The sequence below is a fragment of the Streptomyces sp. HD genome (assembly GCF_028369295.1).
Classification (GTDB): domain Bacteria; phylum Actinomycetota; class Actinomycetes; order Streptomycetales; family Streptomycetaceae; genus Streptomyces.
The window spans coordinates 38,811-50,862 of record NZ_JAQMYP010000002.1 but is presented as its reverse complement, the minus strand read 5'-3'; the positions used below and the strand labels follow the sequence as shown (position 1 = coordinate 50,862).

Sequence of the window (12,052 nt, the reverse complement as noted above, 5' to 3'; positions counted from 1 at the left end):
TTACAGCACCTCCGGCGCGAGCGAGATGATCTTCATGAACTTCTTCTCGCGCAGCTCACGGCCGACCGGGCCGAAGATGCGGGTGCCGCGAGGGTCGCCGTCGTTCTTCAGAATGACGGCGGCGTTCTCGTCGAAGCGGATGTACGAGCCGTCCGGACGGCGGCGCTCCTTGACGGTGCGAACGATGACCGCCTTGACGACGTCACCCTTCTTCACGTTGCCACCGGGGATCGCGTCCTTGACGGTGGCGACGATGACGTCACCGATGCCCGCGTAGCGGCGACCGGAGCCACCGAGCACACGGATGCAAAGGATTTCCTTCGCACCAGTGTTGTCGGCGACGCGCAGTCGCGACTCCTGCTGGATCACGTCTATCTCCTGTTTGTCTGCCGGTTCCCCGGGCGGGTGTGCAAGTCACACACCCACCCGGAGCCTGGCGGAACTGACCTGCGGGATGTTCCCCGCAGGAATTACTTGGCCTTCTCGAGGATCTCGACGACGCGCCAGCGCTTCGTCGCGGACAGCGGCCGGGTCTCCATGAGGAGGACGCGGTCGCCGACGCCCGCAGCGTTCTGCTCGTCGTGCGCCTTGAGCTTGTTCGTACGGCGGATGACCTTGCCGTACAGCGCGTGCTTGACGCGGTCCTCGACAGCGACGACGACGGTCTTGTCCATCTTGTCGCTGACAACGAGACCCTCACGGGTCTTGCGGAAGCCGCGCGCCTCTGCAGTCTCAGTCACGTTCTTCTCGCTCATCAGGCGTTCTCCACCGTTTCGATGCCCAGCTCACGCTCGCGCATCAGGGTGTAGATCCGCGCGATGTCCTTGCGGACCGCCTTGAGACGGCCGTGGTTTTCGAGCTGACCCGTGGCCGCCTGGAAGCGGAGGTTGAACAGCTCTTCCTTGGCCTCGCGAAGCTTCGCAAGAAGCTCCTCGTTGCCCAGCTCGCGCAGCTCGGACGCCTTGGTACCGGCCGACATCACGCTTCACCTGCCTCGCGCTTGACGATCCGGCACTTCATCGGCAGCTTGTGGGCCGCACGAGTCAGCGCCTCACGGGCGATCTTCTCGTTGGGGTACGACAGCTCGAACATCACGCGTCCGGGCTTGACGTTGGCGATCCACCACTCCGGAGAACCCTTACCGGAACCCATGCGGGTCTCGGCAGGCTTCTTGGTGAGGGGACGGTCCGGGTAGATGTTGATCCAGACCTTGCCACCACGCTTGATGTGACGCGTCATGGCGATACGAGCGGCCTCGATCTGACGGTTCGTCACGTACGCCGGGGTCAGCGCCTGGATGCCGTACTCGCCGAACGCAACCGTCGTGCCACCCTTGGCAGCGCCGGAGCGCTTCGGGTGGTGCTGCTTGCGGTGCTTGACCCTACGGGGGATCAGCATTTCGGTCAGGCCTCCGTTCCGGTGCTCTCAGCCGGAGCGGACGCGGGAGCCTCGGCCTTGGGGGCCTCGGAACCGGCAGCCTGCTGCGGCTTGCGACCGCGCCGCTCGCCACCGCGGCCACCACGGGCCGGGCGGTCGGCACCACCGCGGGCCGGGCGGTTACCCGCACGGGCAGCGGCGTTCTCGGCGCGGACCTCGGCGATGTTCTTGACGTCGCCCTTGTAGATCCAGACCTTCACACCGATGCGGCCGAAGGTCGTCTTGGCCTCGAAGAAGCCGTAGTCCACGTTCGCGCGGAGCGTGTGCAGGGGCACACGGCCCTCGCGGTAGAACTCCGAGCGGGACATCTCGGCGCCACCGAGGCGGCCACCGCACTGGATCTTGATGCCCTTGGCGCCGGCCTTCATGGCGGACTGCATGCTCTTACGCATGGCCCGACGGAAGGAGACGCGGGAGGAGAGCTGCTCGGCAACGGCCTGAGCAACCAGCTGAGCGTCCGTCTCGGGGTTCTTGACCTCAAGAATGTTCAGCTGGACCTGCTTGCCCGTGAGCTTCTCAAGGTCGCCGCGGATGCGGTCGGCCTCGGCGCCACGGCGGCCGATGACGATGCCCGGACGAGCGGTGTGGATGTCCACCCGCACGCGGTCACGGGTGCGCTCGATCTCAACCTTCGAGATACCGGCGCGCTCCATGCCGGACGTCATCATCCGACGGATGGCGACGTCTTCCTTGACGTAGTCCTTGTACAGCTTGTCGGCGTACCAACGCGACTTGAAGTCGGTCGTGACACCGAGCCGGAACCCATGCGGGTTAACCTTCTGGCCCATTACCGGGTTCCTTCCTTGCTGCTGACGACCACGGTGATGTGGCTGGTCCGCTTGCGGATCCGGTAGGCACGGCCCTGGGCACGCGGACGGAACCGCTTCAGGGTCGGGCCCTCGTCGACGTACGCCTCGCTGATGAACAGCGAGGTGGCGTCCGGGTGGTCGTAGTTGTGCGCGGCGTTGGCGATGGCGCTGTCGAGCACCTTGCCGACGGGCACGGAGGCTGCCTGCGGAGCGAATCGCAGAACAGCCTGAGCCTCCGTGGCATCCATGCCACGGATAAGGTCCACCACGCGGCGGGCCTTCATGGGCGTAACGCGGATGTACCGCGCCTGGGCCCTGGCTTCCATGGTTGTCCCTCTCAGTTACTTACGTGTCTGAATGCGATCCGCTACTAGCGGCGCTTCGACTTCCGGTCGTCCTTGACGTGGCCCCGGAAGGTGCGCGTCGGCGAGAACTCGCCGAGCTTGTGGCCGACCATCGACTCGGTGACGAACACCGGGATGTGGGTCTTGCCGTTGTGCACCGCGAGCGTGTGGCCGAGCATGGCCGGCACGATCATGGAGCGACGGGACCAGGTCTTGATGACGTTCTTGGTGCCGGCTTCGTTCTGGGCTTCCACCTTCTTGATCAGGTGGTCGTCGACGAAGGGCCCCTTCTTGAGACTGCGCGGCATCTAAACCCGCTCCTAGCGCTTCTTGTTCGTCTTGCGGCGGCGGACGATGTACTTGTTCGAAGCCTTCTTCGGCGAACGAGTACGACCCTCCTTCTGACCCCACGGGGAGACCGGGTGGCGACCACCGGAGGTCTTGCCCTCACCACCACCGTGCGGGTGGTCAACCGGGTTCATCGCCACACCGCGAACGGTCGGACGCACGCCCAGCCAGCGCTTACGGCCGGCCTTGCCCCAGTTGATGTTGCTCTGCTCGGCGTTGCCGACCTCGCCGACGGTGGCGCGGCAGCGCACGTCGACCAGGCGGATCTCACCGGACGGCATGCGGAGGTGGGCCATCTGGCCCTCCTTCGCGAGCAGCTGCACGGAGGCACCGGCGGAGCGGGCGAACTTGGCACCGCCACCGGGACGGAGCTCGATCGCGTGGATCGTGGTACCGACCGGGATGTTGCGGAGGGCCAGGTTGTTGCCCGGCTTGATGTCGGCCCCGGGACCGTTCTCGACGCGGTCACCCTGCTGCAGGTTGCGCGGGGCGAGGATGTAGCGCTTCTCGCCGTCGGCGTAGTGCAGCAGCGCGATGCGCGCGGTGCGGTTGGGGTCGTACTCGATGTGCGCGACCTTCGCCGGCACGCCGTCCTTGTCGTGACGACGGAAGTCGATCACTCGGTAGGCGCGCTTGTGTCCGCCACCCTGGTGGCGAACGGTCACACGACCGGCGTTGTTACGGCCGCCCTTGCTGTGCAGGGGGCGGACCAGCGACTTCTCCGGCGTGGACCGCGTGACCTCGACGAAGTCGGCAACGCTGGAACCACGACGGCCCGGCGTAGTCGGCTTGTACTTGCGGATTCCCATTTCTCAGTCCTCGTCCGATATCGGACGATCCGACCCGCTTACGCGGTCGGACCGCCGAAGATGTCGATACGGTCGCCCTCGGCAAGGGTCACGATCGCGCGCTTGGTGCCGGCACGCTGACCGAAACCGGTCTTGGTGCGCTTGCGCTTGCCCTGGCGGTTGATCGTGTTGACCCCGGTGACCTTGACCGAGAAGACCGCCTGGACGGCCTGCTTGATCTGGGTCTTGTTGGCACTCGGGTCGACGATGAACGTGTACTTGTTCTCGTCGAGAAGCGCGTAGCTCTTCTCGGAGACGACCGGCTTCAGCAGGACGTCACGGGGGTCCGTGTACGCCTTGCTCGCCGGGGTCTCGACGGTGTTCTTGCCTTCGGCGGCGTGGCGACGCGCCTTGGCGACGCGCGCGGCCTTGGCGGCCTTCGCAGCCTTGGAGGCAATGCTCGGGTGACGCGTAGCCATCAGGCCTCGCTCCCTTCGGTGTCAGCGGCCTTGGGGCCAGACACGAAGGACTCGAAAGCGGCCTGGGTGAAGACCACGTCGTCCGAGACGAGAACGTCGTACGTGTTCAGCTGGCCCGGCTCCAGGATGTGGACCTGGGGCAGGTTGCGGGCGGACAGCCACGCGGCCTCGTCGGCGCGCTCGACGATCAGGAGCAGGTTCTTGCGCTCCGAGATCTTGCCGAACAGCGTCTTGGCGGCCTTCGTGGACGGGGTCTCGCCCTCGATGACGCCGGAGACGACGTGGATGCGGTTGTTGCGGGCCCGGTCGGTGAGGGCGTGGCGCAGGGCCGCGGCCTTCATCTTCTTCGGGGTCCGCTGCGAGTAGTCACGCGGCACGGGACCGTGCACGACGCCACCACCGGCGAACTGCGGCGCGCGGGTCGAACCCTGACGGGCGCGACCGGTGCCCTTCTGGCGGTAAGGCTTCTTGCCACCACCACGGACCTCGCCACGGGTCTTGGTCTTGTGCGTGCCCTGACGGGCAGCGGCCAGCTGCGCGACGACGACCTGGTGAAGCAGCGGAACGCTGATCTTCTCTACGTCGAAGATCTCCGCGGGGAGCTCGACGGAACCGGCCTTGTCGCCCGCCGGCGAAAGGATGTCAACAGTGCTCATCGGTTACCTCAGGCCCCCTTGGCCGCGGTGCGGACCAGGACGAGGCCGCCGTTCGGACCGGGAACCGCGCCCTTGATGAGCAGCAGACCCTTCTCCGCGTCAACGGCGTGGACGGTCAGGTTCTGGGTGGTGACCCGCTCGTTGCCCATACGACCCGCCATGCGGAGGCCCTTGAACACACGGCCCGGGGTGGCGCAGCCACCGATGGAACCGGGAGAGCGGTGCTTGCGCTGGGTGCCGTGACCGGCGCCAAGACCACGGAAGTTGTGGCGCTTCATGACACCGGCGAAGCCCTTGCCCTTGCTCTTGCCGGTGACGTCGACCTTCACGCCGGCCTCGAACACCTCGGCGGTGACTTCCTGGCCGAGGGTGTACTCGGAGGCGTCCGCGGTGCGGATCTCGACGAGGTGACGACGGGGGGTGACGTCGGCCTTCGCGAAGTGGCCCTTGAGGGGCTTGTTCACCTTGCGCGGGTCGATCTCGCCGAAGGCGAGCTGGACGGACTCGTAGCCGTCGACGTCGTTGGTACGAACCTGGGTGACGACGTTGGGGCCGGCCTTGACGACGGTGACCGGAACAACACGGTTGTTCTCGTCCCACACCTGCGTCATGCCGAGCTTCTCGCCCAGGATGCCCTTGATCTGCTTAGCCATTCTCAGATCACCGACCCTCAGAGCTTGATCTCGATGTCGACACCGGCCGGGAGGTCGAGTCGCATCAGAGAGTCAACGGTCTTGGGCGTCGGGTCGAGAATGTCGATCAGGCGCTTGTGCGTGCGCATCTCGAAGTGCTCGCGCGAGTCCTTGTACTTGTGCGGCGACTTGATGACGCAGTACACGTTCTTTTCAGTGGGCAGCGGCACCGGGCCCGCGACCGACGCACCAGTGCGGGTCACCGTCTCGACGATCTTCTTCGCCGAGGAGTCGATGACCTCGTGGTCGTAGGCCTTGAGCCGGATGCGGATCTTCTGTCCCGCCATGGCTACTCAGTAGTCCTGTCTCTCTTACGCTCCGGAACCCGGTGTTCCCTTGCCATCCTCCGACCCACGCGGTCGGGTGTGTCGCGCTCTCGCTGACATAGATGCCCCTTGTTCGAACATCCCTTGCCTGGGAGCACGGCCCTTCCGGAACCGCAAGCCGGGGGCTGGAGGCCCACCGGGTGCCTGGCCGGCGCCGCACTGACACTTCCCGAAAGATTCCCGTACGTCCGCCCCAGCGCTGCCTTGCGGCAGTTAGGGCGACGAGTACTGTGGGACTCGCTTTCGGTCCTCCCGGCGGGAGGCGCGCAGCATCAACACTCGACCGAGCAACCCCGCTAGTCTGCCATACGGGGCAGGGGCCTGGCCAATCGAGCCGGAGAGAATACCCCGAGCGTGACGTAGGTCAAACCCGAGTGCCCGCGACCCACGGCGTGTTGCGCAGAAATGGCGCTCTCCCTCCGCCCCGAACCACCGGCCTACCGGATGGCCGGAGCCCCACCCGGCCCGCCCCCGCGGTGGCCCGGCGTCCAAGGAACCGCACAGCGTACGCCACCCGACCGCCTGGCTCCCGAACGACGAGTCGCACCGGGCCGCACCTCCGACGGCATGGGCATCCCGCCCCACCTGACCCACATGGCAAAGGGGCCCGCACGACCGAAGTCGTACGGGCCCCTTCAGGAGCTCGCGCTGGAGCTACCAGGTCAAACCAACAAGACTACTTGTTGATCTTGGTGACCTGGCCGGCGCCGACCGTCCGGCCACCCTCACGGATGGCGAACTTCAGGCCCTCTTCCATGGCGACGGGCTGGATGAGCTCCACCTTCATCTCGGTGTTGTCACCCGGCATGACCATCTCGGTGCCCTCGGGGAGGGTCACAACGCCGGTCACGTCCGTCGTACGGAAGTAGAACTGCGGACGGTAGTTGTTGAAGAACGGCGTGTGGCGGCCACCCTCGTCCTTGGACAGGATGTAGGCCTGGGCCTCGAACTCGGTGTGCGGCGTGACCGAACCGGGCTTGATGATGACCTGGCCGCGCTCGACGTCCTCGCGCTTGATGCCACGGAGCAGCAGACCGACGTTCTCACCGGCCTGGCCCTCGTCGAGCAGCTTGCGGAACATCTCGATGCCGGTGACCGTGGTGGTGGTCTTCTCGGTCTTGATGCCGATGATGTCCACGGTCTCGTTGACCTTCAGGACACCACGCTCGATACGGCCGGTGACGACCGTACCGCGACCGGTGATCGTGAAGACGTCCTCGATCGGCATCAGGAACGGCTTGTCGACGTCACGCTCGGGCTGCGGGATCGCCTCGTCGACGGCGGACATCAGGTCCAGGACCGACTGGCCCCACTCCTTGTCGCCCTCAAGCGCCTTGAGCGCCGAGACCTTGACGACCGGAACGTCGTCGCCCGGGAACTCGTACTCGGAGAGGAGCTCACGAACCTCAAGCTCGACGAGCTCCAGGATCTCCTCGTCGTCCACCATGTCGGCCTTGTTCAGGGCGACGACGATGTACGGAACGCCGACCTGGCGGGCCAGGAGCACGTGCTCCTTGGTCTGCGGCATCGGGCCGTCGGTGGCGGCGACCACGAGGATGGCGCCGTCCATCTGGGCAGCACCGGTGATCATGTTCTTGATGTAGTCCGCGTGACCGGGGCAGTCGACGTGGGCGTAGTGACGCGTCTCGGTCTGGTACTCGACGTGCGCGATGGAGATGGTGATACCGCGCTGGCGCTCCTCGGGAGCCTTGTCGATCTGGTCGAAGGCCGAGGCCTCGTTCAGGTCCGGGTACGCGTCGTGCAGCACCTTGGTAATGGCGGCCGTAAGGGTCGTCTTACCGTGGTCGATGTGACCGATGGTGCCGATGTTGACGTGGGGCTTAGTCCGCTCGAACTTCGCCTTCGCCACGGGGTCCTCCTGTGGAGTGGTTCTGAACGCCTTGCTTCATCGGCGCCAGGTGATCTTTGCTGGAAAGCCCGGGGCCGGGGGCATTCCCCACAAATGCGGGTGAATGCCCCTGGCGGCTCCGGAGTCAAGCCTAAAGCGTGTGAACGCGGAGCGTTACTCGCCCTTGGCCTTCGCGATGATCTCCTCGGCGACGTTCCGCGGAACCTCGGCGTAGGAGTCGAACTGCATGGAGTAGCTGGCCCGGCCGGACGTCTTGCTGCGCAGGTCGCCGACGTAACCGAACATCTCCGAGAGGGGCACGAGGCCCTTCACGACGCGGGCACCCGCCCGCTCCTCCATGGCCTGGATCTGGCCACGGCGGGAGTTGATGTCGCCGATGACCTCACCCATGTAGTCCTCGGGCGTGGTGACCTCGACGGCCATCATCGGCTCAAGGAGAACGGGGCTGGCCTTGCGCGCGGCCTCCTTGAAGGCCTGCGAACCGGCGATCTTGAACGCGAGCTCGGAGGAGTCGACCTCGTGGTAGCCACCGTCGATCAGGGTGACGCGCACGCCGGTCATCTCGTAACCGGCGAGGATGCCGAACTGCATGGCCTCCTGCGCACCGGCGTCGACCGAAGGGATGTACTCCTTCGGGATACGACCACCGGTCACCTTGTTCACGAACTCGTACGAGGCGTCGCCGCCCTCGATCGGCTCGATCGCGATCTGCACCTTGGCGAACTGGCCGGTACCACCAGTCTGCTTCTTGTGCGTGTAGTCGACGCGCTCGACGGCCTTGCGGATCGTCTCGCGGTAGGCGACCTGCGGCTTGCCGACGTTGGCCTCGACCTTGAACTCACGGCGCATACGGTCGACCAGCACCTCAAGGTGCAGCTCGCCCATACCACCGATGATGGTCTGGCCGGTCTCCTCGTCCGAGTGGACCTGGAAGGACGGGTCCTCCTCGGCCAGGCGCTGGATCGCGACGCCCAGCTTCTCCTGGTCGCCCTTCGACTTGGGCTCGATGGCGACCTGGATGACCGGCGCCGGGAAGTCCATGGACTCCAGGATCACCGGGTTCTTGTCGTCGCTCAGCGTCTCACCGGTGGTGGTCTGCTTCAGGCCCATGACGGCGATGATGTCGCCGGCGCCCACCGAGTCGATCTCCTCACGCTTGTTCGCGTGCATGCGGTAGATCTTGCCGATGCGCTCCTTCTTGCCCTTGACGGAGTTCAGCACCGCGGTGCCGGACTCCAGGCGGCCCGAGTAGACCCGGACGAAGGTGAGCTTACCGAGGTGCGGGTCGCTCATGATCTTGAACGCCAGCGCGGACAGCGGCTCGTCGTCGGACGGCTTGCGCTTGACGACCAGCTCGGGGTCCTTCACGTCGTGGCCCTCGATGGCCTCGACGTCGAGCGGGGTCGGCAGGTAGCGCACGACCGCGTCGAGCAGGGGCTGGACGCCCTTGTTCTTGAACGCGGTGCCACAGAACACCGGGGTGACCGTGGTGTCGCTGGACTTGCCGGACGCGATGGTGATGCGACGGATCGCGGCGTACAGCTGCTCCTCGGTGGGCTCCTGGCCCTCCAGGTACAGCTCCATGATCTCTTCGTCGTTCTCGGCGACGCCCTCGATCAGCTTGCCGCGGTACTCCTCGGCAGCCTCGGTGTGCGTGGCCGGGATGTCGACGACGTCGTACATCTCGCCCTTGGCGGCCTCGGCGGACCACACGAGCGCCTTCATGCGGACCAGGTCCACGACGCCCTTGAAGTCGGCCTCGGCACCGATCGGAAGCTGCATGACCAGCGGCTGCGCACCAAGGCGGTCCGAGATCATGTCGACGCAGCGGTGGAACTCGGCACCGGTGCGGTCCAGCTTGTTCACGAAGCAGATACGCGGCACGCCGTAACGGTCGGCCTGACGCCACACCGTCTCGGACTGCGGCTCCACACCGGCGACACCGTCGAACACCGTGACGGCACCGTCGAGGACGCGCAGCGAGCGCTCCACCTCGACCGTGAAGTCGACGTGCCCGGGGGTGTCGATGATGTTGATCGTGTAGTCGTTGTCCTCAAGCGGCCAGTGACAGGTGGTGGCAGCAGAGGTGATCGTGATGCCACGCTCCTGCTCCTGCTCCATCCAGTCCATGGTGGCAGCGCCGTCGTGGACTTCACCGATCTTGTAGCTGACGCCGGTGTAGAAGAGGATCCGCTCGGTGGTGGTCGTCTTGCCCGCGTCGATGTGGGCCATGATCCCGATATTGCGGACCTTGGCCAGGTCAAGTGAAGTGGTAGCCATAAGGCTTCAGTCTTCTCTCGGTCTCGATGGGGTCTGCGACTACCAGCGGTAGTGCGCGAAGGCCTTGTTGGACTCGGCCATCTTGTGGGTGTCCTCGCGCTTCTTCACGGCCGCACCGAGGCCGTTCGAGGCGTCGAGAAGCTCGTTGAGGAGACGCTCGGTCATGGTCTTCTCGCGACGGGCGCGGGAGTAACCGACCAGCCAGCGCAGCGCGAGCGTGTTGGCACGACCGGGCTTGACCTCGATCGGAACCTGGTACGTCGCACCACCGACACGGCGGGACTTGACCTCAAGGGTCGGCTTGATGTTCTCCAGCGCGCGCTTCAGCGTGATGATCGGGTCGTTGCCCGTCTTCTCACGCAGACCCTCCATGGCGCCGTAGACGATGCGCTCGGCGGTGGAGCGCTTGCCGTTCAGCAGCACCTTGTTGATGAGCGACGTGACAAGAGGAGAACCGTAGACCGGGTCGATGATGACCGGGCGCTTCGGGGCGGGGCCCTTACGAGGCATTCTTACTTCTCCTTCTTGGCGCCGTAGCGGGAACGGGCCTGCTTGCGGTTCTTGACACCCTGGGTGTCGAGGGAGCCACGGATGATCTTGTAGCGAACACCCGGCAGGTCCTTCACACGGCCGCCGCGCACGAGCACGATGGAGTGCTCCTGCAGGTTGTGTCCCTCACCCGGAATGTAAGCGGTGACCTCGATCCCGCTGGTCAGACGCACACGCGCGACCTTACGCAGGGCCGAGTTCGGCTTCTTCGGGGTGGTCGTGAACACACGCGTGCAGACGCCACGACGCTGAGGGGAACCCTCAAGTGCGGGCGTCTTGTTCTTCTCGACCTTGTCCTGCCGGCCCTTGCGGACCAGCTGCTGGATCGTAGGCACTACTTCTCCGGTTTCTGTGTGCCGAATGGTGAAGCTAACCTGGAACGTCGCCGACCCACGCGGTCGGGTGTGTCGAATCCGGCGGATTCCCGCCGCGAGGCGAAAAGAGCACAGATTACGGTGGCCGCTCACAGCTCGCTATGCGGTTTGAAGGCACGCACGAGAGCCAGGGCACACCCCAGGCACAAGGTCTGAGCGTACCTACCTCAAACGCTACGGTCAAAACAAATGGGCCTCGCCCGCATCGTCATGCGGTCCATGTCAAGACCGCGCGACGTATTCGATCTTCGAATCCGCGGTTCGGCCACGTCAGCGGACGGATCACTCAGCGCTCGCGCTGCCCGCCCCCAGGGGTCATGCGGACCCGGATCCGGACACGGCGGCGGCCACGACCATCAGCGTCAGCAGGACCGCCCAGGCCGCCGTCGACAGCCATCCGAGGACGAGTCCGGTCATCGCCAGCGCGTCGCCGCCCTCTCCCGTCCGGCGTATCTCGGAGCGCGCGGCATGGCCGAGCACCACGGCCGGGATTCCCGTCAGTCCGAAGCTCACCAGGCACAGCACACCGCAGACGGCGGAGCCGACCGCCTTGCCGTTGGTCTGCGGCCGGGACACCGGCAGGAACGTCCGCGGTACGGGCGTGACGGGCGCCGGCTGCGGTACGGGCCCCTGGGGCAAGTCGGCCACCAGCAGCGCCAGTTCGCCCACCGTACGGGCTGCGTAGGCCCGCGCGACACGCTTCTCGAACTCGGGCTGCTCCAGGCGCCCTTCGCCGAAGCCGGCTCTCAGCACGTCCACGGCACGCTCACGGTCGGCGTGCGAGGCGAGCATCGCCGGGGCGCCGGGCCCGGACCACGGCTGCGGGACATCGCCGCCCTGCCACGGCTGCGGCGGGCCGCTCCCCTGCCACGGCTGCCAGGGCTGCCACGACGGTTGTGCCATGGAGAGCACCTCCCCCGTACTGGTCGGAGTCTCTCCATGATGCTCCGAACCGGCCTGGGTGGCATCGGGGTCCACCCCGAGAAAACCCGGAGACGGTGTCCGGGCCCCCTGGGGGCGCACGTGGACACCCGGGGGCGACCGGGGACGCCGAAGGGCGGCCACCCCGAGAGGTGACCGCCCTTCAGTGGACGTACGCC

General features: G+C 66.1%; 17 protein-coding genes. All 17 read right to left on the bottom strand.

Annotated elements, in window-relative coordinates; genetic code table 11:
• Positions 1-369 (bottom strand): 50S ribosomal protein L14, encoded by a 369-nt coding sequence (gene rplN / locus POF73_RS02115; RefSeq protein ID WP_003998823.1) that lies wholly within the window; start codon positions 367-369, stop codon positions 1-3.
• Positions 370-470: 101 nt separating this feature from the next.
• Positions 471-755, bottom strand: coding sequence for a 30S ribosomal protein S17 (rpsQ, locus tag POF73_RS02110; protein ID WP_190073613.1), 285 nt, complete (start codon positions 753-755; stop codon positions 471-473).
• On the bottom strand, positions 755-979 hold the full coding sequence (rpmC, locus tag POF73_RS02105; protein ID WP_007494763.1) for a 50S ribosomal protein L29: 225 nt from the start codon (positions 977-979) through the stop codon (positions 755-757). The genes rpsQ and rpmC overlap by 1 nt, the downstream gene beginning before the upstream one ends.
• Positions 979-1,398, bottom strand: a complete 420-nt coding sequence (gene rplP / locus POF73_RS02100) for a 50S ribosomal protein L16 (RefSeq protein ID WP_030967307.1) — start codon at positions 1,396-1,398, stop codon at positions 979-981. Before rplP ends, rpmC begins: the two co-directional genes overlap by 1 nt.
• 5 nt (positions 1,399-1,403) lie before the next feature.
• Positions 1,404-2,225, bottom strand: coding sequence for a 30S ribosomal protein S3 (rpsC, locus tag POF73_RS02095; RefSeq protein WP_031477835.1), 822 nt, complete (start codon positions 2,223-2,225; stop codon positions 1,404-1,406).
• Positions 2,225-2,572 (bottom strand): 50S ribosomal protein L22, encoded by a 348-nt coding sequence (gene rplV, locus POF73_RS02090; protein WP_030046377.1) that lies wholly within the window; start codon positions 2,570-2,572, stop codon positions 2,225-2,227. Before rplV ends, rpsC begins: the two co-directional genes overlap by 1 nt.
• Positions 2,573-2,616: 44 nt before the next feature.
• A complete protein-coding gene (gene rpsS, locus POF73_RS02085; RefSeq protein ID WP_019753092.1) occupies positions 2,617-2,898 on the bottom strand; it encodes a 30S ribosomal protein S19 in 282 nt (93 codons plus the stop codon).
• A gap of 12 nt (positions 2,899-2,910) precedes the next feature.
• Positions 2,911-3,747 (bottom strand): 50S ribosomal protein L2, encoded by an 837-nt coding sequence (rplB, locus tag POF73_RS02080; RefSeq protein WP_059192905.1) that lies wholly within the window; start codon positions 3,745-3,747, stop codon positions 2,911-2,913.
• A 38-nt stretch (positions 3,748-3,785) separates the two neighbouring features.
• Complete coding sequence (gene rplW, locus POF73_RS02075) at positions 3,786-4,205, bottom strand: 50S ribosomal protein L23 (protein WP_272112661.1); 420 nt, start codon at positions 4,203-4,205, stop codon at positions 3,786-3,788.
• On the bottom strand, positions 4,205-4,861 hold the full coding sequence (gene rplD / locus POF73_RS02070) for a 50S ribosomal protein L4 (RefSeq protein ID WP_272112660.1): 657 nt from the start codon (positions 4,859-4,861) through the stop codon (positions 4,205-4,207). Before rplD ends, rplW begins: the two co-directional genes overlap by 1 nt.
• Before the next feature lie 8 nt (positions 4,862-4,869).
• Entirely contained in the window at positions 4,870-5,514 is a 645-nt protein-coding gene (gene rplC, locus POF73_RS02065; RefSeq protein WP_003998832.1) for a 50S ribosomal protein L3, read from the bottom strand.
• Between the two features lie 17 nt (positions 5,515-5,531).
• Positions 5,532-5,840 carry a 30S ribosomal protein S10 gene (gene rpsJ, locus POF73_RS02060; protein ID WP_003948644.1) on the bottom strand — a complete coding sequence of 103 codons (309 nt, stop codon included), beginning with the start codon at positions 5,838-5,840 and terminating at the stop codon, positions 5,532-5,534.
• A 715-nt stretch (positions 5,841-6,555) separates the two neighbouring features.
• Positions 6,556-7,749, bottom strand: a complete 1,194-nt coding sequence (gene tuf / locus POF73_RS02055) for an elongation factor Tu (RefSeq protein WP_272112651.1) — start codon at positions 7,747-7,749, stop codon at positions 6,556-6,558.
• Positions 7,750-7,902: 153 nt separating this feature from the next.
• Positions 7,903-10,029 carry an elongation factor G gene (gene fusA, locus POF73_RS02050; protein WP_190073629.1) on the bottom strand — a complete coding sequence of 709 codons (2,127 nt, stop codon included), beginning with the start codon at positions 10,027-10,029 and terminating at the stop codon, positions 7,903-7,905.
• 39 nt (positions 10,030-10,068) lie between these two features.
• Positions 10,069-10,539 carry a 30S ribosomal protein S7 gene (gene rpsG / locus POF73_RS02045; protein WP_003992340.1) on the bottom strand — a complete coding sequence of 157 codons (471 nt, stop codon included), beginning with the start codon at positions 10,537-10,539 and terminating at the stop codon, positions 10,069-10,071.
• Between the two features lie 2 nt (positions 10,540-10,541).
• Positions 10,542-10,913 (bottom strand): 30S ribosomal protein S12, encoded by a 372-nt coding sequence (gene rpsL, locus POF73_RS02040; RefSeq protein ID WP_003948652.1) that lies wholly within the window; start codon positions 10,911-10,913, stop codon positions 10,542-10,544.
• 354 nt (positions 10,914-11,267) lie between these two features.
• Positions 11,268-11,855: a DUF1707 and DUF4190 domain-containing protein gene (locus POF73_RS02035; RefSeq protein WP_272112618.1), complete on the bottom strand. Its 588-nt coding sequence runs from the start codon at positions 11,853-11,855 to the stop codon at positions 11,268-11,270.
• Positions 11,856-12,052: the final 197 nt, after the last annotated feature.

Excerpts from the sequence above, each read along its gene's own strand:
- rpsQ (WP_190073613.1), bottom strand. The coding sequence starts at position 755 with ATGAGCGAGAAGAACGTGACTGAGACTGCAGAGGCGCGCGGCTTCCGC.
- rpmC (WP_007494763.1), bottom strand. The coding sequence starts at position 979 with ATGTCGGCCGGTACCAAGGCGTCCGAGCTGCGCGAGCTGGGCAACGAG.
- rplP (WP_030967307.1), bottom strand. The coding sequence starts at position 1,398 with ATGCTGATCCCCCGTAGGGTCAAGCACCGCAAGCAGCACCACCCGAAG.
- rpsC (WP_031477835.1), bottom strand. The coding sequence starts at position 2,225 with ATGGGCCAGAAGGTTAACCCGCATGGGTTCCGGCTCGGTGTCACGACC.
- rplV (WP_030046377.1), bottom strand. The coding sequence starts at position 2,572 with ATGGAAGCCAGGGCCCAGGCGCGGTACATCCGCGTTACGCCCATGAAG.
- rpsS (WP_019753092.1), bottom strand. The coding sequence starts at position 2,898 with ATGCCGCGCAGTCTCAAGAAGGGGCCCTTCGTCGACGACCACCTGATC.
- rplB (WP_059192905.1), bottom strand. The coding sequence starts at position 3,747 with ATGGGAATCCGCAAGTACAAGCCGACTACGCCGGGCCGTCGTGGTTCC.
- rplW (WP_272112661.1), bottom strand. The coding sequence starts at position 4,205 with ATGGCTACGCGTCACCCGAGCATTGCCTCCAAGGCTGCGAAGGCCGCC.
- rplD (WP_272112660.1), bottom strand. The coding sequence starts at position 4,861 with ATGAGCACTGTTGACATCCTTTCGCCGGCGGGCGACAAGGCCGGTTCC.
- rplC (WP_003998832.1), bottom strand. The coding sequence starts at position 5,514 with ATGGCTAAGCAGATCAAGGGCATCCTGGGCGAGAAGCTCGGCATGACG.
- rpsJ (WP_003948644.1), bottom strand. The coding sequence starts at position 5,840 with ATGGCGGGACAGAAGATCCGCATCCGGCTCAAGGCCTACGACCACGAG.
- fusA (WP_190073629.1), bottom strand. The coding sequence starts at position 10,029 with ATGGCTACCACTTCACTTGACCTGGCCAAGGTCCGCAATATCGGGATC.
- rpsG (WP_003992340.1), bottom strand. The coding sequence starts at position 10,539 with ATGCCTCGTAAGGGCCCCGCCCCGAAGCGCCCGGTCATCATCGACCCG.
- POF73_RS02035 (WP_272112618.1), bottom strand. The coding sequence starts at position 11,855 with ATGGCACAACCGTCGTGGCAGCCCTGGCAGCCGTGGCAGGGGAGCGGC.